Origin of the sequence: Acidovorax sp. NB1 (assembly GCF_005405905.1) — a bacterium.
Lineage (GTDB): Bacteria > Pseudomonadota > Gammaproteobacteria > Burkholderiales > Burkholderiaceae_C > Acidovorax.
In genome coordinates, this window is sequence record NZ_BJHU01000003.1 from 22,182 (window position 1) to 40,760 (window position 18,579).

The window sequence follows — 18,579 nt, forward strand, 5'->3', positions numbered from 1 at the left end:
ACCCTGCCCCACCACGCCCCTTTGCCGCCATGCCAACTCCCCTGAGCCCCGAAGAACTGGACACGCTGGCCCGCCGCCGCGCCAACGCCAAGCTGGGCTGGTACCTGCACGCGGTGGCCTTTGTGCTGGTCAACGCACTGATCTTTGCCATGTCGCGCTATGCGTTTGGCACGCGCCCCTGGTCGGTGTACCCCCTGCTGGGCTGGGGACTGGGGCTGGTGCTGCATGGCGTGTCGGTGTTTTTGCTGGGCACCGGCAGCGGCCTGCGCGAGCGCATGGTGCAGCGTGAGCGCGAGGCCCTGCAGCGCCGCCACGACCGATCATGAAGCTGCGCCAAGACTTTAACGGGGTCAGCAAGCTGCGGCACTACCTGCAGGTGGTGGCCTTCACGCTGGCCGTGGCCACGCTCCAGTACGCCTTCATGCCCGACAAGCCCTACGGGCCACCGGTGGTGTATTCGGTGCTGATCGGCACCTTCACCTGGGCCATCATCGACCTGGGGCGCGAAGTGATGCCCTCTGCCGCAGAGACCGGCTGGCCGCATGGCTGGCGAGGCGTTGCGCTGGTGGTGGTGGGCATCGTCGTCGGCTACCTGGCGGGCACCTTACTGGCCGACACGCTGTGTGTGCACTACTTTCACTTCTACCCGGCGGGTGCATCGCTGTCCGGTGCAGACCAGCGCACCTCCATCCTCATCACGGCCATTGCCGGGCTGGTGGGCACGTTCTACTTCTACGCTGTCAACAAGTCGGCCTATCTGGAAGGCAAGATGGCCGAGGCGCGCATGCACGCCACCGAGGCGCGCCTGAAGCTGCTGGAAACCCAGCTCGAACCCCACATGCTGTTCAACACACTGGCCAACCTGCGCGTGCTCATCGGCACCGACCCGGCCCGCGCTCAGGACATGCTGGACCGCATGATTGCCTACCTGCGCGCCACGCTCAGCGCATCGCGCAGCACCCAACACCCACTGGAGAACGAGTTTGACCGCCTGCGCGACTACCTGGAGCTGATGGCCGTGCGCATGGGCCCACGCCTGGCCTACACGCTGGACCTGCCCGATGCGCTGCGCGAGGTGCCTGTGCCCCCGCTGCTGCTGCAGCCCCTGGTCGAGAACGCGATCCGCCACGGGCTGGAGCCCCAGGTGGAGGGCGGGCACGTCACCGTGCGCGCCACCACGCGGCCTGGCGGCAGCGGCCCCCAGCTGGTGCTGGAAGTGATCGACACCGGCGTGGGCCTGCCGCAGCAGCTGCCCGCCTCCGGCCCCGGGCAGAGCTTTGGCCTGGCCCAGGCGCGCGAGCGGCTGGCCACCTTGCACGGCACCGCAGGCACTCTTGAATTGATAGCTGAAAAAGTAGGTGGGACGCGCGCAAGCATCACTTTTCCCTTAAAAAATTCGCCCACACCATGACGCTGCCCGCCCCCCGTGCCCTGATTGCCGAAGACGAACCCCTGCTGGCTGCCGCCCTGCGCCAGGAGCTGGCCCGCGCCTGGCCCGCGCTGGAGATCGTGGCCACCGTGGGTGACGGGCTCTCGGCCGTGCAGCAGGCGCTGGCACTGCAGCCCGATGTGCTGTTCTTCGACATCCGCATGCCCGGCCTGAGCGGGCTGGACGCCGCCGTGGAGCTGGCCGACGCCTGGCCTGCCGACACGCCCTTCCCGGCCCTGGTGTTTGCCACGGCCTACGACCAGTACGCCGTGCAGGCCTTTGATGCCCAGGCGGTGGACTACCTGCTCAAGCCCATCGATGCCCGCCGCCTGGCGCGCACCGTGGCCAAGGTACAGGACCTGCTCGCACAGCGCCAGCCCGCCCCTGCCCCCGCAGCAGCCGTGGCGCCCCCCGCGCTGGAAGCGACCATGGCCCAATTGCGCGCACTGCTGCAAGCGCCGGGCCTGGGTGCCAGCGCAGCACCACCGCCTTTGCAGCCCGCGCAACCCGCCACGCGGCTGAGCGTGATCCAAGCCAGCCATGGCACGCAGATCCACATGGTGCCGGTGGCAGAGGTGGTGTACTTCGAGGCGGCCGACAAGTACGTGCGGGTGTTGACCACCGAGCGTGAGTACCTGATCCGCACCGCGCTCAAGGAGCTGATCGAGCAGCTCGACCCGCAGGAGTTCTGGCAGGTGCACCGCAGCACCCTGGTGCGCGCCACGGCCATTGCCACCGTCACGCGCGACGAGGCAGGCAAGCAGCACCTGAGTCTGCGCGGGCGGCCCGAGCGCCTGCCGGTGAGCCGCCTCTACGCGCACCTGTTCAAGGCGATGTAGCTGCGCCCCTTTTCAAGCGAGCTTCACGCGGGCGGCAGCGCCTCCCAGCGCCCGGCCACATTCTTCAGCAGCGCATTCACCGCCGTCAGGCGGCGGCCCTTCACGTCGATCAGGCTGCGCTGCGACGACAGCACGGTGGTCTGGGCCGCGAGCACATTCAGGTAGCCCACGGTGCCCGCACGGTACTGGTTCTCCACCACGTCCAGCGCACGCTGCGCGGCGGCGGTGGCCTCGCGCTGCAGTTGCTCCTCTTGCGCCAGGGCGGCGGCGGCCGTGAGGTTGTCCTCCACCTCCTGCAGCGCGGTCAGCACCGTCTGGCGGTAGGCGGCCGTGACTTGCGCGTGGTTGGCACGGGCTGTCTCCACCGCCGCACTGCGCGCGCCGCCGTCAAAAATCGACGCCGCCAGCGCAGGCCCCAGCGACCAGAACAGGTTGGGCGCGCTGAACAGGTCCGCGAGCGGTGCCCCCCGGTAACCCCCCGCTGCCGACAGCGTGAGCGTGGGGAAATACGCCGCGCGCGCCACGCCAATCTGCGCGTTGGCAGCCGCCACGCGGCGCTCGGCCGCCGCAATGTCGGGCCGGCGCTGCAGCAGGTCGGACGGCAGGGCCTGGGGCACGTCCGCCGGTGCGGGCAGCGTAGCCGTGGGCTCCAGAGCAAAGGCGGCAGGCGCCTGCCCCAGCAGCGCGGCCAGCGCGTGCTCCAGCTGGGTGCGCGTGGTTTGCGCCTCCAGCAGCTGCGCCTGGGTGGACTTGTACTGCACCTCGGCCTGCGCCACATCGGCGCTGGAGGCCACACCCGCCGCCTGGCGGTTGCGCGTCAGCTCCCAGCTCTTGTTGTAGGCCTTCAGCGTTTCGGCCAGCAGGGCGCTCTGCGCCTCGGCTGCACGCAAAGAAAAATAGGTCTGCGCCACGGCGGCCTGCAGCGACAGGCGGGCAGCAGCCAGGTCGTCGGCACTGGCCTGGGCGCTGGCCTGCGCGGCGCTCACCCCGGCCGACACGCGCCCCCACAGGTCCAGTTCCCAGCTGGCAGACAGGCCCAGCGAATGGCTGGTGCTGATGCGTGCGGTGCTGCTACCGTCGGCCAACTGCGTGCCGCTGCGCGCACGGCTACTGCTGGCATTGGCCCCCACCGTGGGCAAGGCGGCTGCACCACTGCTGGTCACGGCCGCCTGGGCCGCGCGCAGCCGGGCAGCGCTTTGCGCCAGTGTCGGGCTGTTGGCATCGGCCTGCTGTTGCAGGCGGTCCAGCACGGCGTCGCCATACGCCGTCCACCATGCCTCGGGCAAGGCCGGGGCGGTCTGCGTTTGTGCGGGCTTCCAGATGCCCTGGGCCTGGGCCGCAGCCTGTTCTTTGTAGGCCCCTGGGATGTCCATGCCCGGGCGCTCGTAGGGCGGCGTCTGTGCGCAGCCTGCCAGCCACAGGCCGCTGGCCAGCACCACCGGCCAGGCGGCGTGGCGCGAAAAAATGGTAGGAGAGGTCATCCGTCGTTTCCTTGCAATACCGCCGGGGCCACAGCTGCGGCGCCCGCTTGCTTGCGGCGCCGTCCCACGGCGCGCAGCACCCGCGCACGCAGCCGGTCCAGCGCCACATACATCACCGGCGTGGTGTAGAGCGTGAGCAGCTGGCTCACCAGCAGGCCGCCCACAATCGCAATGCCCAGCGGCTGGCGCAGCTCGGCCCCATCGCCCCGGCCCAGGGCCAGTGGCAACGCCCCAAAAATGGCAGCCACCGTGGTCATGAGGATGGGCCGCAGGCGCAGGTTGCAGGCACGGTAGATGGCCTGCGCTGCCGTAACAGGCGCCCCGCCCTGCTGGCGCTGCCGTGTGAGCGCAAAGTCGATCATCAAGATCGCATTCTTTTTCACGATGCCGATCAGCAGGATCACCCCGATAAGCGCGATGAGCGAGAACTCGGTCTTGAAGAGCATCAGCGCCAGCAACGCCCCCACGCCCGCCGACGGCAGCGTGGACAAGATGGTGACCGGGTGTACCAGGCTTTCATACAACATGCCCAGCACCAGATAGATGGTGATCATGGCCGCCAGGATCAGCAGCGGCTGCCCCGCCAGCGCCGACTGGAAAGCCCCAGCCGTGCCACTGAAGGTGCCCCGCACGGCCACGGGCACGCCCAGCTCGGCCACCGCGTTGTTCACCGCCTCGGTGGCCTGTGACAGCGAAACGCCCGGCGCCAGGCTGAAGCTGATGCTGCTGGCGGGCGTGCCCCGGTCGTGGTTGACCGACAGTGGCGTGTTGGTGGTGGTGATGCGCGCAAACGCCGTGAGCGGGATCTGTTGCCCCTGGCTGTTGACGAAGAAGAAGCCGCGCAGCGTTTCAGGGCTCTGAAGAAAGCGCGGCGCGGCCTCCATCACCACGCGGTACTGGTTGAGCGGGTTGTAGATCACCCCCACCTGGCGCTGGCCGAAGGCATTGTTGAGCGTGGAATCGATCTGCGCCATGGTCAGCCCCAGGCGCGTGACGGCATCGCGGTCGATGACCAGCGAGGTCTGCAGGCCATAGTCCTGCACGTCGCTGTTCACGTCCTCCAGTTCGGGCAGCTGGCTCAGCACCTGCCGCACACGCGGCTCCCAGGTGCGCAGGTCGCCAATCTCGTCGGCCTGCAGCGTGTAGTCGAACGATGCGCCGCTGCTTTGCCGCCCGCCAATGCGCACATCGCGCTGCGGCGACATGAACAGGCGCGCGCCCGGCTCGTTCTTGAGCTGCTCGCGCAGCCGCGCAATGACCGCATCCGAACTCTCCTGCCCCGGCCCGCGCTTGAGGGTCATGAACAGGGCCGCAGCGTTGCGCTGCCAGCCGCCGGTGAAGCCGGTCACATGCTCCACAGCCGGGTCGGCCTGCACGATGGCCAGAAAACGCTGCAGCCGCTGCTCCATCGCCTGGTACGACGTGGCCTGGTCGGCCCGGATGAAGCCCGAGATGCGCCCGGTGTCCTGCTCGGGCATGAAGCCTTTGTCGATGGCGGTGTAGAGGTATACGTTGAGCCCCACCACACAGACCAGGGCCAGCAGGGCCACCGGCTGGTGGCGCAGGCACCAGGCCAGGCTGCGGCGGTACAGGCGCATGCCCCGCACCTGGACGCGGCCCATCCAGCGGCCCAGCCACTGGCCCACCGCCCCTCCCCAGCCCCTGCGCCGCACAGGGGCCAGATGGTGGGGCTTGAGCAGCGCCGCACACATCATGGGCGTGGTGGTGAGCGACACCACCATCGACACCAGGATGGCCGAGGACATGACGATGGCGAACTCACGGAAGAACCGGCCCACGATGCCGCCCATGAAAAGGATAGGCACGAACACAGCAATCAGCGAGATGCTCATCGACACCACGGTGAAGCCGATCTCTCGCGCGCCGTCCAGCGACGCCCGCAGCGCGGTCTTGCCCCGCTCCATGTGGCGCATGATGTTTTCCAGCACCACAATGGCATCGTCCACCACAAAACCCGTGGCCACCGTGAGCGCCATGAGCGAGAGGTTGTCGAGCGTGTAGCCCGCCAGGTACATCACGCCAAACGTGCCCGCCAGCGACACCGGCACCGCCACACTGGGGATGAGCGTGGCGCGCCCGTTGCGCAAGAACAGGAACACCACCAGCACCACCAGCGCCACGGCAATCAGCAGCGCGTGCTCCACCTCCTTGACCGAGGCGCGCAGCGTGGGCGTGCGGTCGGAGACGATTTCAATATCGATGGCCGCCGGGATGGAGGCCTTGAGCGCAGGCAGCAACGACCGCACCCGCTCCACGGCTTCGAGGATGTTGGCGCCCGGCTGCTTGTACACCTGCAACAGGATGGCGGGCCTGCCATTGGCCACGCCGAAGTTGCGCACGTCCTGCACCGAGTCCACCACTTCGGCCACGTCCTGCAGCCGCACGGCCTGGCCGTCCTTCCAGCGCAGCACCAGCGGCGCGTAGTCGGCCGCCACGCGGGCCTGGTCGTTGGTGGCCACCTGCCAGTAGTGGTCCTCGCGCTCCACCGCGCCCAGCGGGCGGTTGGCATTGGTGGTGACGATGGCGCTGCGCACCTGCTCCAGAGAGATGCCGTTGGACGCGAGCCGCACCGGGTCCAGCTCCACGCGCACAGCGGGCAGCGCGCCGCCACTCACGGTGGCCTGGCCCACGCCCTCGACCTGCGAGAGCTTTTGCGCCAGCACCGTGGAGGCCGCGTCGTACATCTGCCCGCGCGTGAGCAGGTCGGACGTGAGCGCCAGGATCACGATGGGCGAATCGGCCGGGTTGACCTTGCGGTAGGTCGGGTTGCTGGGCATGCCCGTGGGCAACAGCGTGCGAGCAGCGTTGATGGCGGCCTGCACATCGCGCGCGGCGCTGTCCACGTTGCGGTCCAGGTCGAACTGCAGCGTGATGGAGGTGCTGCCCAGGATGGAGCGCGAGGTGATTTCGGTGACACCCGCGATCGCGCCCAGCGACCGCTCCAGCGGCGTGGCGACGGTGGCGGCCATGGTGTCGGGGCTGGCGCCGGGGAGGCTGGCGCTGACCGAGATGGTGGGGTAGTCCACCTGCGGTAGCGGGGCCACGGGCAGCAAAAAGTACGACACCGCACCGGCCAGGGCCAGGCCCAGGGTGAGGAGCATGGTACCGATGGGGCGGTGGATGAAGGGGGTGGAGAGGCTCATGGTTGGGCCTCCTTTTTTAGGCTTTTTGAGGCTCTTCCGCGCGTTGTTATTGCCTTGTTAGCTATTGTTTTTGTAGTTACTTGCGTGGTTTTGCCAAGGGCGGGGGCCGGGGTGTGCGCCCGGCGGCGCAGTGGCTTTCTTTTGCTTCGCCAAAAGAAAGTCACCAAAGAAAAGGCGACCCTGCAGGCTGCGTCCCTGCGCTTCGCTGCGGGCAACCTGCGGTGCTCGCGTCCAGCGGGGTCTCGCTCCAACTCGCTCCACTGCGTTGCGCTCAGACAATCGCGAGCCCTGATCCGCTGGCCGCTGCGCTCCTCGGCGCATCCTGAAGGGAACCCGGGGAGCGGACATCCACACGGGCCATTGCTTCGCTCGGCCCGGCCTGCGCAGCGCGTGGCGCTTGCGCCCGCGAGGTGGGGCCGAGCGAAGCAAAGGCCCGCGTGGCTGTTCGGCTGCCCAACCCCCTGCTGGCTGCGCCTGCGGCGGGGCGGTTGTGGGGTGAGCATGGGCGTCGAAGCGCCCATGCCTCGTGCTCTGACTCGCCGTGGCTGTCCGAGCGGCGCGCGCAGCGCAAAGCGAGTTCCACGGCGCACCCCGCAACCGACACGGCGCAGGTTTGCCCCTTCGCAACGCGAAGGGGTCGCAGACTGGGGGTCGCCTTTTCTTTGCTTACTTTCTTTTGGCGAAGCAAAAGAAAGTGAGTCGCCCGCCGGGGCGACAACCCGGCTCCCGCCCTGAGCACAGGCACGTCGCCAAATCAACCCACAAGCCCTGGCTTCAACAGGCTCAGCCAGAACGGCAAATGACGAAGCGAAATCCAAGGATGCCATCACGCCCCCTCACCCCGCCGCCCACGCCACCGCTGCGCCCACCCCTCAAACGTGAGGTAAATCACCGGCGTCGTGAACAGCGTGAGCAACTGACTCAGGATCAGCCCCCCCACCATCGTCACCCCCAACGGATGCCGCAGCTCACTGCCCACCCCCGTGCCCAACATCATCGGCAACGCCCCCAGCAAAGCCGCCAACGTCGTCATCAAAATCGGCCGGAACCGCAACAGACACGCCTGATAAATCGCATCGCGCGCACCCAAGCCTTCGTCCCGCTGAGCCTCCAGCGCAAAGTCGATCATCATGATCGCGTTCTTCTTCACGATGCCGATCAGCAGCACGATCCCGATGATCGCAATGATGTCCAGGTCCAGCCGCGCCGCCATCAACGCCAGCAAGGCCCCCACCCCGGCCGAGGGCAAAGTGGACAAGATCGTGACCGGATGCACCGTGCTCTCGTACAACACGCCCAGCACGATGTACATGGTGACCACCGCCGCCAAAATAAGCAGTAGCGTGTTCGACAGCGACGCCTGGAACGCCAGCGCCGCGCCTTGAAAGCTCGTCTCCACCGACAGCGGCAACAACCCCTCGGCCTGCACGGCCGCCTTCTCGCGCTCGATAGCGGCCACGGCGTTGCCCAGCGACACGCCCGGCGCGGTGTTGAACGAAATGGTGGCGGCTGGCAGCTGGCCCACGTGGTTGACCACCAGCGGCATGTTGCGCTCCTCGATGCGCGCCACCGACGACAGCGGCACCGGCGCACCGGTGCTCGACGGCACATAGATGCTCTGCAGCGCCTCGGGCCCCACCTTGAACTGCGGCGCCACCTCCAGCACTACGCGGTACTGGTTGGACTGGGTGAAGATGGTCGAGATCAGCCGCTGGCCAAAGGCGTTGTACAGCGCCGCGTCAATGCCCGCCACCGTCACCCCCAGCCGGCTGGCTTGGGCGCGGTCGATCTGCACATAGGCCTGGCGGCCCTGGTCCTGCAGGTCGCTGGCCACGTCGGTCAGCTCGGGCAGGGCGCGCAAGCGGCGCAGCAGCTCGGTGGTGCTGGTGGTCAGTTGCTGCATGTCGGGCGACGACAGCAGCCACTGGTATTGCGTGCGCGCCACCCGGTCTTCAATCGTCAGGTCCTGCACGGGCTGAATGAACAGGCGGATGCCCGGCAGGTTCTGCACGCGCTCGGCCAGGCGCTGCTGCACCACATCGGCCTTGTCGCGGTCTGCATGGGGTTGCAGGTCGATCAGCAGACGGCCTGTGTTGAGCGTGGTGTTGGCGCCATCCACACCGATGAACGACGAGACGCTGCGCACGGCCGGGTCTTGCAGCAGGCGCTCGGCAACGGCCTGCTGGCGCGTGGCCATGCCGGCAAACGAGATCGACTGGTCGGCCTCGGTGGTGGCCTGCAGCGTGCCGGCGTCCTGCACCGGAAAGAAGCCCTTGGGGATGAACAGGTACAGCACCACGGTGAGCGCCAGCGTGGCCGCAAACACCAGCCAGGTGGTGCCCCGGTGGTTCAGCACCCAGCCCAGCATGCGGCCATAGCCCGCAATGGTGCGGTCGAAGAAATGGCCCGTGGCGCGGTACAGGCGGCCGTGGCTCTCTTCGGGCGTGTGGCGCAGCAGGCGCGCGCACAGCATGGGTGTGAGCGTGAGCGACACCACGGCCGAGATCAGGATGGACACGGCCAGCGTGATCGCGAACTCGTGGAACAACCGCCCCACCACATCGCCCATGAACAGCAGCGGGATCAGCACCGCGATCAGCGAGATGGTGAGCGAGATGATGGTGAAGCCGATCTGCTGCGAGCCCTTGAGCGCGGCTGCCAGCGGTGCCTCGCCCTCTTCCACATAGCGGGCAATGTTCTCGATCATCACGATGGCATCGTCCACCACAAAGCCGGTGGAGATGGTCAGCGCCATCAGCGTGAGGTTGTTGATGGAAAACCCCGCGAGGTACATCACGCCACAGGTGCCGATGAGCGACAGCGGCACGGCCACGCTCGGGATCAGCGTGGCCGAGGGGCTGCGCAGGAACACAAAAATCACCGCCACCACCAGCAGCACGGCCAGGCCCAGCTCCACCTGCATGTCGCGTACCGAGGCGCGCACCGTGACCGTGCGGTCGGTCAGCACCTGCACATCCAGCGACGCAGGCAAGGTGCTTTGCAGCTGCGGCAGCAGGGCCTTGATGCGGTCTACCGTGTCGATCACGTTGGCGCCGGGCTGGCGGCGGATGTTGAGGATCACGCCGGGCTTGGCTCCGGTATCTGCCGTGCCCGCCCAGGCTGCGAGGCGCGTGTTCTCGGCATCGTCCACCGTTTCGGCCACATCCTTCAGGCGCACGGGGGCGCCGTTCTTGAAGGCGATGATGAGGTCGCGGTATTCGGCCGCCGACTGCAGCTGGTCGTTGGCATCGATGGTGGATGCACGGGCCGGGCCGTCGAAGCCGCCCTTGGCCTGCTTGACGTTGGCTGCTGCGATGGAGGTGCGCACGTCCTCCAGGGTGAGGCCCAGCTGCGCCAACGCCGTGGGGTTGGCCTGGATGCGCACGGCCGGGCGGCGCCCGCCCGCAATCGCAACCAGCCCCACGCCCTGCACCTGCGACAGCTTGGGTGCCAGGCGGTTTTCCACCAGATCGTTCACGCGGATCACGGGCAGCGAGGGCGAGGTGATGGCCAGCGTGAGGATGGGCGCATCGGCCGGGTTGACCTTGCTGTACAGCGGCGGCATGGGCAGGTCGCTGGGCAGCAGGTTGCTGCCCGCGTTGATGGCTGCCTGCACCTGCTGCTCGGCCACGTCGAGCGCCATGTCGAGCGCAAAACGCAGCGTGATCACCGAAGCCCCGCCCGAGCTGGTGGAAGACATCTGCGACAGACCCGGCATCTGGCCGAACTGCCGCTCCAGCGGCGCCGTGACGTTGGAGGTCATCACGTCCGGACTCGCGCCCGGGTAGAGCGTGGTGACCTGGATGGTGGGGTAGTCCACCTCGGGCAGGGCCGAGGTGGGCAGCAGCCGGTAGGCCATCAGCCCCGCGATCAGGATCGCCACCATCAGCAGCGCGGTGGCGATGGGGCGCAGGATGAAAAGGCGCGACAGATTCATGGCGACGGGTGCGCTGGCAAAACAGGCAGGAGAGAAACCGGGGTGCAGCTGCGCTCAGCGCGCCGGGCTGGCCGTGCCACCGGGGGACAGCGGCTGCTGCAGCCGCTCGCGGATGTAGGCACGGCGCTCCTCCTGCGGCATTGCCATCACGCGGGCACGCTCGTCGGCGGGCATCTGGTCCAGCAGTGCCTTCACCTGCGGAGGAATGCCCCGTGGAGGTTCAGAGGCCCGGTCTGCAGGCACTGCTGAGGCGGCAGGTGGTGCAGCGCCAGGGGATGCTTGCGGTGCAGCGGCGCGGGCTGGGGCTTCACTGCGCCGCTGTTGTGGCGCTGCAGAGGCCTGCGGAGCAGAAGCAGAAGCAGCAGAGGCCGCCGATGCCGGCGCAGTTGCGCCGCTCGCACCCATCTGCGCACGCCGCTCGCGCAGGAAGGCGCGGCGTTCTTCGGGGCTCATCTTCTGCAGCTTTTCACGCACATCGGGTGGCAGGGATGCGATGAAGGCACGGCGCTGCGCAGCCTGGTCCTGGGCCGCCTGGTCGGCACGGGTCACCGCACCGGCATCGATCACAGCAACCTTGGCGCCTTCGCGCAGGCGGTCGATGCCGTCCGTGACCACCTGCTCGCCCTCGCGCAGCTCGCCTTCAATGCTCACGCGGTCGCCATCGGTCACGCCCACGCGGATGCGGCGCTGGGTCACGGTGCTGTCTTCCTGCACCAAGTACACGTAGTTGTTCTGCACAGCCGTGGCAGGCACGGTGAGCACGGATTCGATCAGATTGACCTGCAGGCGCACATTGACGAACTGGTTGGGGTACAGCGCGCCGTCCTCATTGGCAAAGGCCGCCTTCACCTTGATGGTGCCCGTGGCTGTATCGATGGCGTTGTCCAGCGCCACCACGCGCCCCTTGGCCAGTTGGCGGCGCGCGTCGCGGTCCCACAGCTCCACAGGCAGTTCCTCACCGGCGGCCAGGCGGCGGCGCATCTGGGGCAGGTGCGCCTCGGGCACGGAAAACGCTGCGTCCATGGGGCGCACCTGGTTGATGGTGACGATCCCATTGGCATCGCTCGGCCCCACCACATTGCCCTTGTCGGCCTGGCGCAGGCCCAGCCGGCCGGCAAACGGCGCGGTGACCTGGGTGTAGCTCAGTTGCAGGCGTGCGGCATCGACCTGCGCCTGGTCCGAGGCCACGGTGCCTTCCAGCTGCCGCACAAGTGCGGCCTGGGTGTCCACCTGCTGGCTGGCGATGGAGTCGCGCGCCAGCAGGTCCTGGTAGCGCTTGAGGTCGAGCTGCGCATTCTTGAGCAGCGCCTGGTCGCGCTGCAAGGTGCCCTGGGCCTGCGACAGTGCGGCCTGGTAGCTGCGCGCATCGATCTCGGCCAGCACCTGGCCTGCGCGCACCTCGTCACCCTCCTTGAAGCGCACCGACGTCAACTCACCACTGACTTTGGCACGCACCACGGCCGTGGCGCGGGCGCTCATGGTGCCGATGGCGCTGACCACCACCCGCACATCGCCCCGCTGCACCGTGCCCACCGACACGGGCTGGACGCCACCGCCGCCAAACCGGCCCGGGCCGCCCGCAGGCTTGCGTGCTGTGGAACCTGGGCCACCGGCGTCGGCCGTGGCGACAGCGGCCGCATCCTGGCGCTGCTTCCACCACCAGGCACCGCCCCCCACAGCGCCCACGAGCAGGGCCGCCAACAGCACAGAGGGCAACAGCCGCAGCTTGCCGGACTGCGATACAGCAGACCGCTGCGGACGGGCAAACGAACGGATCAGGGGCATGGTCAGGCGCAACGGTGAATGGGCAAGGGGCTATGGTAGCCAGCGCAGCCCCGGGGATTGCCGCCAAGCAGCCCCCCTTTACCGAGGATTTACGCGGGCTTTGGGCGGGGTTTACCGGGGACACAAACGCCCCCCCGCCCCGCATGGGGGATCAGCGGTTGGTGGCCAGCAGCAGGCCACCAGCACCCATGAAGAAACCGCCCGTGGCCTTGTTCAGCCGCGCGACACCGCGCGAGGTGCGGATGAAGCGGCGGATCTGCCGGCCAAAGCTGGCGTACACGGCGGTAGAGACAAATTCGCTGCCCAGGTAGATGGAGCCCAGCACCAGGAACTGGCGCGCTGCAGGCTGCGCCGGGTCGATGAACTGCGGAAAAATCGCCGCAAACAGGATGATGGCCTTGGGGTTGGTAATACCCAGCAGGAATTCCTGGGTGATGAGGGCCCGCAGATTGACCTGCGCCGGCTGGCCCGATGACGAGCCACTGCCGGGCGCATCTTCCAGCGCCAGGCCGCTGAACTCACGGCTGTGCCAAGCACGCCAGCCCAGCCAGAACAGGTAGGCTGCGCCCACCCATTTCACCGCCGTGAACGCCGCTTCGGACGCCAGCAGCATCGCACCCAGCCCCACCGCAGACACCGTGAGAAAGATCGCAAAAGCCGCTGCGCGGCCCACCGTCGCGATCATGGCAGGGCCCACACCTGCGCGGATGCCGTTGTTCAGACCACAGAAGTTGTTGGGCCCAGGGGTGAGCGAAATAGCGATGGCGACCGGAACAAATAGCAGCGCATCCATGGGGCAGTCCTTGCGGCAGAAATGGGAGACAACGGGGGGACAGGACAGTCTACGGCAGTCTTCCCCACCCTGCGACCCAGGCAGCAGACGCCCCCGAAAATCCAGAATATGTTTTGAAAGGATGAACGGGCACGACAGGCCCGTTCATACCTTGTCAGGGCCGCACCAGGTCCACCACCGTGCCCCGGGGCACATCCGCCAGGGCCTCATAGTGCGCCACCACCGTCAGGCGGTCCTGCCGGGATGCCTCCGACGCCAGGGCTTGCGCCAGGTAGCGGATAGAGGGTTTGTCCAGCCCGCCCACGGGCTCGTCGATCAGGGTCAGGGGCGCGCCCGAGGCCAGGGCACCGGCCATGAGCACCTTGCGCTTGCTGCCGGTGGACAGCGCATAAAACGGTTTGTCCAGGTGCTCTTGCAGCGTGAACCCCTCGGTGTGTGCAGCCAGCGCGGCGGCATCCCAGAGCGGATAACGGGTGGGCAGTCCCTCCAGCCAGCCCCGGGCGGTGAACGAGTCCAGGTCACCCGCGCGGGGGTCGGCCCAGAAAACTTTTTGCGCATACGCCTTAGGGGTTTCGGCCGGGCCCGTACCCTGCAGCAAGATGCGCCCGGCCTGCGCGGCAAGCTCCCCGGCCAGCAGGCGCAGCAGCGTGGTCTTGCCACTGCTTTCATCGCCCCGCACCAGCGCCAGCCCTGCGGGCCATGCCAGAGACAGCCCGTCCAGCACGGCACACTCGGGATAAGAAAACCGCAGTCCATCGACCTGCAAAAAAACGCGCTCAGCCACCCTGCCTCCGTGATAGCAAAAGCGGGGATTCTAGGGATCCTCTGCACGAACCGAGCGGAAAGTGAGCGTTGCGGATCGGGATAGACTGCAAGGCTGCAAAACGCAGCAATAGCCTTAGCTATTGCGAGTATTTGCAACGCCGCAGGCCGCCCGAGTCCGCAAATGCACACGGCGCGGTGATTCGTGCAGAGGGTCCCTAGGAACCTGAAGCGCGGCGCGCCCACCACCAGCCACCAGCCTGGTTCACCACCAGACCACACAGCACGGCCGCCGCGCCCGCCCACTGCAGCGGTGCGGGGGTTTCCCCTAAAAAGGCATAGGCCGCCCACAAGCCCACCACAGGCACCAACAGTGAAAACGGCGTCACCCGCCCCGCCGCATGGCGCTGCAGTAACTGGGTCCACAGTGTGTACGCCAGCAAGGTGGCCAGGAAGGCCAGGTAGCCCACGGCCAGCAGCGCCGTGCCGTTGACGGCCTGCAGCTGCGCCGCTACGCCGCTCAGCCCTTCGCTCCACACCGCCAGGGCAAAAAACGGCATGATGGGCACCAGGCTGCTCCACACAATAAAGGGGAACGGCGCATAGGCCCCGGCCTGTGCCGCTCGGCGCACCACCAGGTTGGACACTGCCCACATGAACGCGGCCCCCAGCGTGAGCACAAACCCGGCCAGCGTCATCTGCCCCGGTCCTTCACCGTGCGCCAGGCCGATGGTCATGAGCCCTCCGAACGCCAGCGTAAGCCCCGCCCATTGCCAGGGCTTGGCACGCTCACCCAACAGGGGTGCAGCCAACAGCAAGGTGAAAAATGCCTGCGTCTGCATGACCACCGAGGCCATGCCGGCAGTCATGCCCAGTTGCAGGCCCAGGAACAGAAAACCAAACTGCCCCAGCCCCTGCGCCAGCCCGTACCCCAGCACAAAACGCCACGGCAGGGATGGACGCGGCACGAACAGCAGAAAGGGGAGCGAGGCTGCGGTGAAGCGCAGGGCCCCCAGCAGCATCGGGCTGAGCCCCTGCAGGCCGAGCTTCATCACCACAAAGTTCAGCCCCCAGATGACCACCACGGCCAATGCGCGCAGCAGGTCACCACGGCTCAACGCGGTGGTGGTCATGCGGGCGCCCCAGGCGCCGCTGCAGCCACGGGCCGCCCTTGCCGGGTGCGGGCGGCCACAAAGGCATCGAAGGCCTGTGCGCTGGTCTTGCCCGGCACATAGCCCAGCACCTCCTTGAGCGCAGTGTTGAGCAGCACCGGGCGGTAGCGCAGAAAATCGAGCTGCTCCGGCCCGTAGCGGCTTACGCCGAGCGCGGAGCCCACGGCCAGCGCGGCGCGCAACAAGCCCGCAGGCAGCTCCAGCACAGGTTTTCCCAGGCGCCGCGCGATGTCCCTCAGCGGCAGCGCGCCATCACCTGCCAGGTTGAAACAGCCCGCTTTGCGGGTGCGCAGCGCATGCACGATGGCACCGGTCACGTCCTCGTCCCAGATGAAGACAAACGGGCTGGCGCTGCCGCGTATGGCCAGCAGGCGGGGCTTCTCGAACAAGGCAGTGATCTGGTTGTCCACCCGCTCGCCCAGGATGGTGCCGATGCGCAGCACCGTCTGCACCAGCGCCGGGTGTTCCACCCGGTAGCGCGCCAGCATCTCCTCCACCAACCGCTTGTGGTACGCATAGGCAAAAACCTCGTTGCCCCTCAGCGCGTCCGTCTCACGCAGCCACGCGGGGTTGTCCGCGTGGTAGCCATAAGCAGCGCCGCTGGAGCTGACGACCAGGTGTTGGACGCCCACGGCCACACAGGCATCGAGCACGTTCTGGCTGCCCAGCACGTCCACCGAATACTCGAACTCGCGGCTGGAGCCCTTGCCTGGCGTGACGATGGAGGCCAGGTGCACCACGCTGTCGATAGCGTGCGCGGACAAGGTCTGGGCCAGCGCCGGGTCGCGCACGTCCTGCACCACGTAGGCAACGCCAGGCAGGCGGCGCTCGGGCGGCACTTCGCGCACATCGGCCGCCACGATGGCCTGTGCGCCTTCGCCTTCGCGCGTCAGGGCCGCCACCACGCTGCGGCCCAGAAAGCCATCGGCACCGGTCACCAGGATGCGTGCACTCATGCGCCGCCCTCCTGCCCCGCTGCTGCCGCGTGCGGCACCACGGGCGGGCGCCGCCCCCACCAGCCTGCGAGCGCGAGGCCCGCAATGATGTCCCAGAAGCCCCACACGCCCGCCACCACGGCCATGCCACCCAGGCCGCCGAAGAAGCTGAAGATCAGCACCAGGCCCAGCCCCGCGTTGCGGATGCCCACCTCGATGCTCACGGCACGCCGGTCATAGTCGGAAAGGCCGCTCGTCCGCGCACAGGCATAGCCCGTGCCAAAGGCCAGTGCATCGTGCAGCGCCACGGCCAGCAGCACCAGGCCCACGTAGTCGAGGAAATAACGCCAGTTACCCGCCACAGCCCCCACGATGAAGCCGATGAGGCACAGGAAGCTCAGGATGCGCACCGGCTTGTGCACGCGCTGCGTGAAGCGCGGCAACTTCTCGGCGCACAAGATGCCCAGCACAAACGGAATGCCGATGATGGCCACGATGTGGCCCGCCATCTCCAGCGGATCGAGCGCAATGCTGCGCAAGAGGGTGGACGCCGTGGGGTGCATGCCGCCCCAGAACGCGAAGTTGAGCGGCATGAGCACAATGGCCAAGGCATTCGAGATGGCCGTCATCGACACCGACAACGCCACATTGCCCCCGGCCCGGTGGGTGAGGATGTTGCTCACATTGCCTGGGGGGCAGCAGGCCACCAGGATCATGCCCAGCGCGATGCTGGGGCCGGGCTTGAGCAGCAGCGTTAGCACAAAGGTCACGGCCGGCAGCACGATGAACTGAGCCGCAATCCCCACCGCCATGGCGCCGGGCATGCGCAGCACGCGCTTGAAATCAGCCACCCGCGTATCGAGCGCGATGCCGAACATGAGAAAACCCAGCACAACATTGAGCACCACCAGCGATGCAGGGTTGAAGTTGAGGCGTATTTCGTCCACAGGCAGCATGGCGTTAGTCCTTTCAGGCAAGTGCAGCGGAAGCCGCGCGCACCGCGTTGCGGTAGGTGTCCTTGTGCACGTAGTACGCCATGCGTTCGAGCTGGAGGTACTTGAAGCCGCCCGACAGATCGGGCGGCGGCCCGGCCTTGGCCTGGCGCAGGGCCTCAGCACGTGGTGAGCCCTCAGCCTGCGCCTTGAAGAAGCGGGCCACCAGCTCGGCCTGCTCATAGCGCCCCTGCCAGCCGATACCGCTTGCCTCGATCATGCCCATCACGGCAAGGTTGTCGAAGCGGGGCGACAGGATGTTGAGGTACAGCTGCGGCGCCATGCCCTGCCAGTTGAGCAGGTTGTGGTCAATGAACGGATAGTGCAGCTTGTAGCCCGTAGCGCAAAGCACCAGGTCGTAGTCCTGCGCGCGGCCATCCTTGAAGTGCACCGTGTGACCGTCCAAACGGGCGATGTCGGGCTTCACATGGATGTCGCCATGGCCCAGGTGGTGCAGCACCAGCGAGTTCACCACGGGGTGGGATTCGTACATTTTGTAGTCCGGCTTGGGCAGGCCAAACCGCGCCGGGTCGCCCGTGAACCACTGCAACACCACCCGGTCGATTGTCTGCTTGAGCCAGGGCGGCATCTTGAACTTGCCACCCAGTGTGTCTGCAGGCTGGCCGAACACATACTTGGGCACAAAGTAGTAGCCGCGCCGCACCGAGATGTCCACGCTGCGCGCGTAGTGCACCGCGTCCACCGCAATGTCGCAGCCCGAATTGCCAGCGCCCACAATCAGCACCCGTTTGCCCTTGAACAGCTCGGCACTTTTGTAGGCGCTGGTGTGCAGCAGCTCGCCATCAAACCGGCCTTCAAAACGGGGCATGTTGGGCTCGGCCAGCGTGCCGTTGGCGATCACCACGCCCTTGAATTCGGCGGTTTGCGCAGGGCCGCCCTGCTGGCTCCAGGTGATGCGCCACAGCGGAGCGGCGCCCTCGCCCACCGGCTCGACCTTGAGCACCCGGGTTCCAAACCGGTAGTGCGGGCGCAGGGCAAAGTGCTCGGCAAAGTCCATGAAGTACTGCCGCATCTCGCGGTGGCTGGGATAGTCAGCCACCTCGGCACGCATGGGGAACTCGCTGAACTCCGTTGTGTGCTTGCTGGAGATCAGGTGCGCGGATTCGTACACCGTGCTGCGCGGGTTTTCGATGTTCCACAGGCCGCCCACATCGGTGTGCGCTTCAAAGCCCTGGAAGGGCAGGCCCAGCTTTTGCAGGTTGCGGGCGGCCGCTAGGCCGCTGGGGCCTGCGCCGATCAGGGCGATCTGGGTGCGGGTGTCTGTCACAG

At 67.5% G+C, this 18,579-nt stretch carries 13 protein-coding genes; 3 read left to right on the plus strand and 10 right to left on the minus strand.

The window, feature by feature from the left end; all coding sequences use genetic code 11:
- The first annotated feature begins 29 nt into the window (after positions 1-29).
- Genes AvAM_RS00250 through AvAM_RS00260 form a run of 3 tightly spaced genes read left to right on the plus strand, consistent with a single transcriptional unit; the run spans position 30 to position 2,268 of the window.
- The gene (locus AvAM_RS00250) at positions 30-326 is read left to right on the plus strand and encodes a 2TM domain-containing protein (protein WP_137745216.1); all 297 of its coding nucleotides are present in this window, start codon (positions 30-32) and stop codon (positions 324-326) included.
- On the plus strand, positions 323-1,411 hold the full coding sequence (locus tag AvAM_RS00255) for a sensor histidine kinase (protein WP_137745217.1): 1,089 nt from the start codon (positions 323-325) through the stop codon (positions 1,409-1,411). Before AvAM_RS00250 ends, AvAM_RS00255 begins: the two co-directional genes overlap by 4 nt.
- On the plus strand, positions 1,408-2,268 hold the full coding sequence (locus AvAM_RS00260; protein ID WP_137745218.1) for a LytTR family DNA-binding domain-containing protein: 861 nt from the start codon (positions 1,408-1,410) through the stop codon (positions 2,266-2,268). The genes AvAM_RS00255 and AvAM_RS00260 overlap by 4 nt, the downstream gene beginning before the upstream one ends.
- A gap of 23 nt (positions 2,269-2,291) precedes the next feature.
- Here the strand turns inward: AvAM_RS00260 and AvAM_RS00265 are convergent, their stop codons facing one another.
- From AvAM_RS00265 to AvAM_RS00320, 10 genes are all read right to left on the minus strand, one after another.
- Entirely contained in the window at positions 2,292-3,749 is a 1,458-nt protein-coding gene (locus tag AvAM_RS00265) for an efflux transporter outer membrane subunit (RefSeq protein WP_171012094.1), read from the minus strand.
- Positions 3,746-6,913 (minus strand): efflux RND transporter permease subunit, encoded by a 3,168-nt coding sequence (locus tag AvAM_RS00270; RefSeq protein ID WP_137745219.1) that lies wholly within the window; start codon positions 6,911-6,913, stop codon positions 3,746-3,748. Before AvAM_RS00270 ends, AvAM_RS00265 begins: the two co-directional genes overlap by 4 nt.
- 826 nt (positions 6,914-7,739) lie before the next feature.
- Positions 7,740-10,850 (minus strand): MdtB/MuxB family multidrug efflux RND transporter permease subunit, encoded by a 3,111-nt coding sequence (locus AvAM_RS00285; RefSeq protein WP_137745221.1) that lies wholly within the window; start codon positions 10,848-10,850, stop codon positions 7,740-7,742.
- A gap of 54 nt (positions 10,851-10,904) precedes the next feature.
- The gene (locus tag AvAM_RS00290) at positions 10,905-12,635 is read right to left on the minus strand and encodes an efflux RND transporter periplasmic adaptor subunit (protein WP_137745222.1); all 1,731 of its coding nucleotides are present in this window, start codon (positions 12,633-12,635) and stop codon (positions 10,905-10,907) included.
- 151 nt (positions 12,636-12,786) lie between these two features.
- The gene (locus tag AvAM_RS00295) at positions 12,787-13,428 is read right to left on the minus strand and encodes a LysE family translocator (RefSeq protein WP_137745223.1); all 642 of its coding nucleotides are present in this window, start codon (positions 13,426-13,428) and stop codon (positions 12,787-12,789) included.
- 154 nt (positions 13,429-13,582) lie between these two features.
- A complete protein-coding gene (locus AvAM_RS00300) occupies positions 13,583-14,212 on the minus strand; it encodes an ATP-binding cassette domain-containing protein (RefSeq protein WP_137745224.1) in 630 nt (209 codons plus the stop codon).
- Between the two features lie 196 nt (positions 14,213-14,408).
- On the minus strand, positions 14,409-15,323 hold the full coding sequence (locus tag AvAM_RS00305; RefSeq protein ID WP_137745225.1) for an EamA family transporter: 915 nt from the start codon (positions 15,321-15,323) through the stop codon (positions 14,409-14,411).
- Positions 15,320-16,318, minus strand: coding sequence for an SDR family oxidoreductase (locus tag AvAM_RS00310; protein ID WP_137745226.1), 999 nt, complete (start codon positions 16,316-16,318; stop codon positions 15,320-15,322). Before AvAM_RS00310 ends, AvAM_RS00305 begins: the two co-directional genes overlap by 4 nt.
- A complete protein-coding gene (locus AvAM_RS00315) occupies positions 16,315-17,253 on the minus strand; it encodes a bile acid:sodium symporter family protein (protein ID WP_137745227.1) in 939 nt (312 codons plus the stop codon). The genes AvAM_RS00310 and AvAM_RS00315 overlap by 4 nt, the downstream gene beginning before the upstream one ends.
- Before the next feature lie 13 nt (positions 17,254-17,266).
- A complete protein-coding gene (locus tag AvAM_RS00320) occupies positions 17,267-18,577 on the minus strand; it encodes an NAD(P)/FAD-dependent oxidoreductase (protein WP_249367843.1) in 1,311 nt (436 codons plus the stop codon).
- Positions 18,578-18,579: the final 2 nt, after the last annotated feature.

Excerpts from the sequence above, each read along its gene's own strand:
- AvAM_RS00250 (WP_137745216.1), top strand. The coding sequence starts at position 30 with ATGCCAACTCCCCTGAGCCCCGAAGAACTGGACACGCTGGCCCGCCGC.
- AvAM_RS00255 (WP_137745217.1), top strand. The coding sequence starts at position 323 with ATGAAGCTGCGCCAAGACTTTAACGGGGTCAGCAAGCTGCGGCACTAC.
- AvAM_RS00260 (WP_137745218.1), top strand. The coding sequence starts at position 1,408 with ATGACGCTGCCCGCCCCCCGTGCCCTGATTGCCGAAGACGAACCCCTG.
- AvAM_RS00265 (WP_171012094.1), bottom strand. The coding sequence starts at position 3,749 with ATGACCTCTCCTACCATTTTTTCGCGCCACGCCGCCTGGCCGGTGGTG.
- AvAM_RS00270 (WP_137745219.1), bottom strand. The coding sequence starts at position 6,913 with ATGAGCCTCTCCACCCCCTTCATCCACCGCCCCATCGGTACCATGCTC.
- AvAM_RS00285 (WP_137745221.1), bottom strand. The coding sequence starts at position 10,850 with ATGAATCTGTCGCGCCTTTTCATCCTGCGCCCCATCGCCACCGCGCTG.
- AvAM_RS00290 (WP_137745222.1), bottom strand. The coding sequence starts at position 12,635 with ATGCCCCTGATCCGTTCGTTTGCCCGTCCGCAGCGGTCTGCTGTATCG.
- AvAM_RS00295 (WP_137745223.1), bottom strand. The coding sequence starts at position 13,428 with ATGGATGCGCTGCTATTTGTTCCGGTCGCCATCGCTATTTCGCTCACC.
- AvAM_RS00305 (WP_137745225.1), bottom strand. The coding sequence starts at position 15,323 with ATGACCACCACCGCGTTGAGCCGTGGTGACCTGCTGCGCGCATTGGCC.
- AvAM_RS00310 (WP_137745226.1), bottom strand. The coding sequence starts at position 16,318 with ATGAGTGCACGCATCCTGGTGACCGGTGCCGATGGCTTTCTGGGCCGC.
- AvAM_RS00315 (WP_137745227.1), bottom strand. The coding sequence starts at position 17,253 with ATGCTGCCTGTGGACGAAATACGCCTCAACTTCAACCCTGCATCGCTG.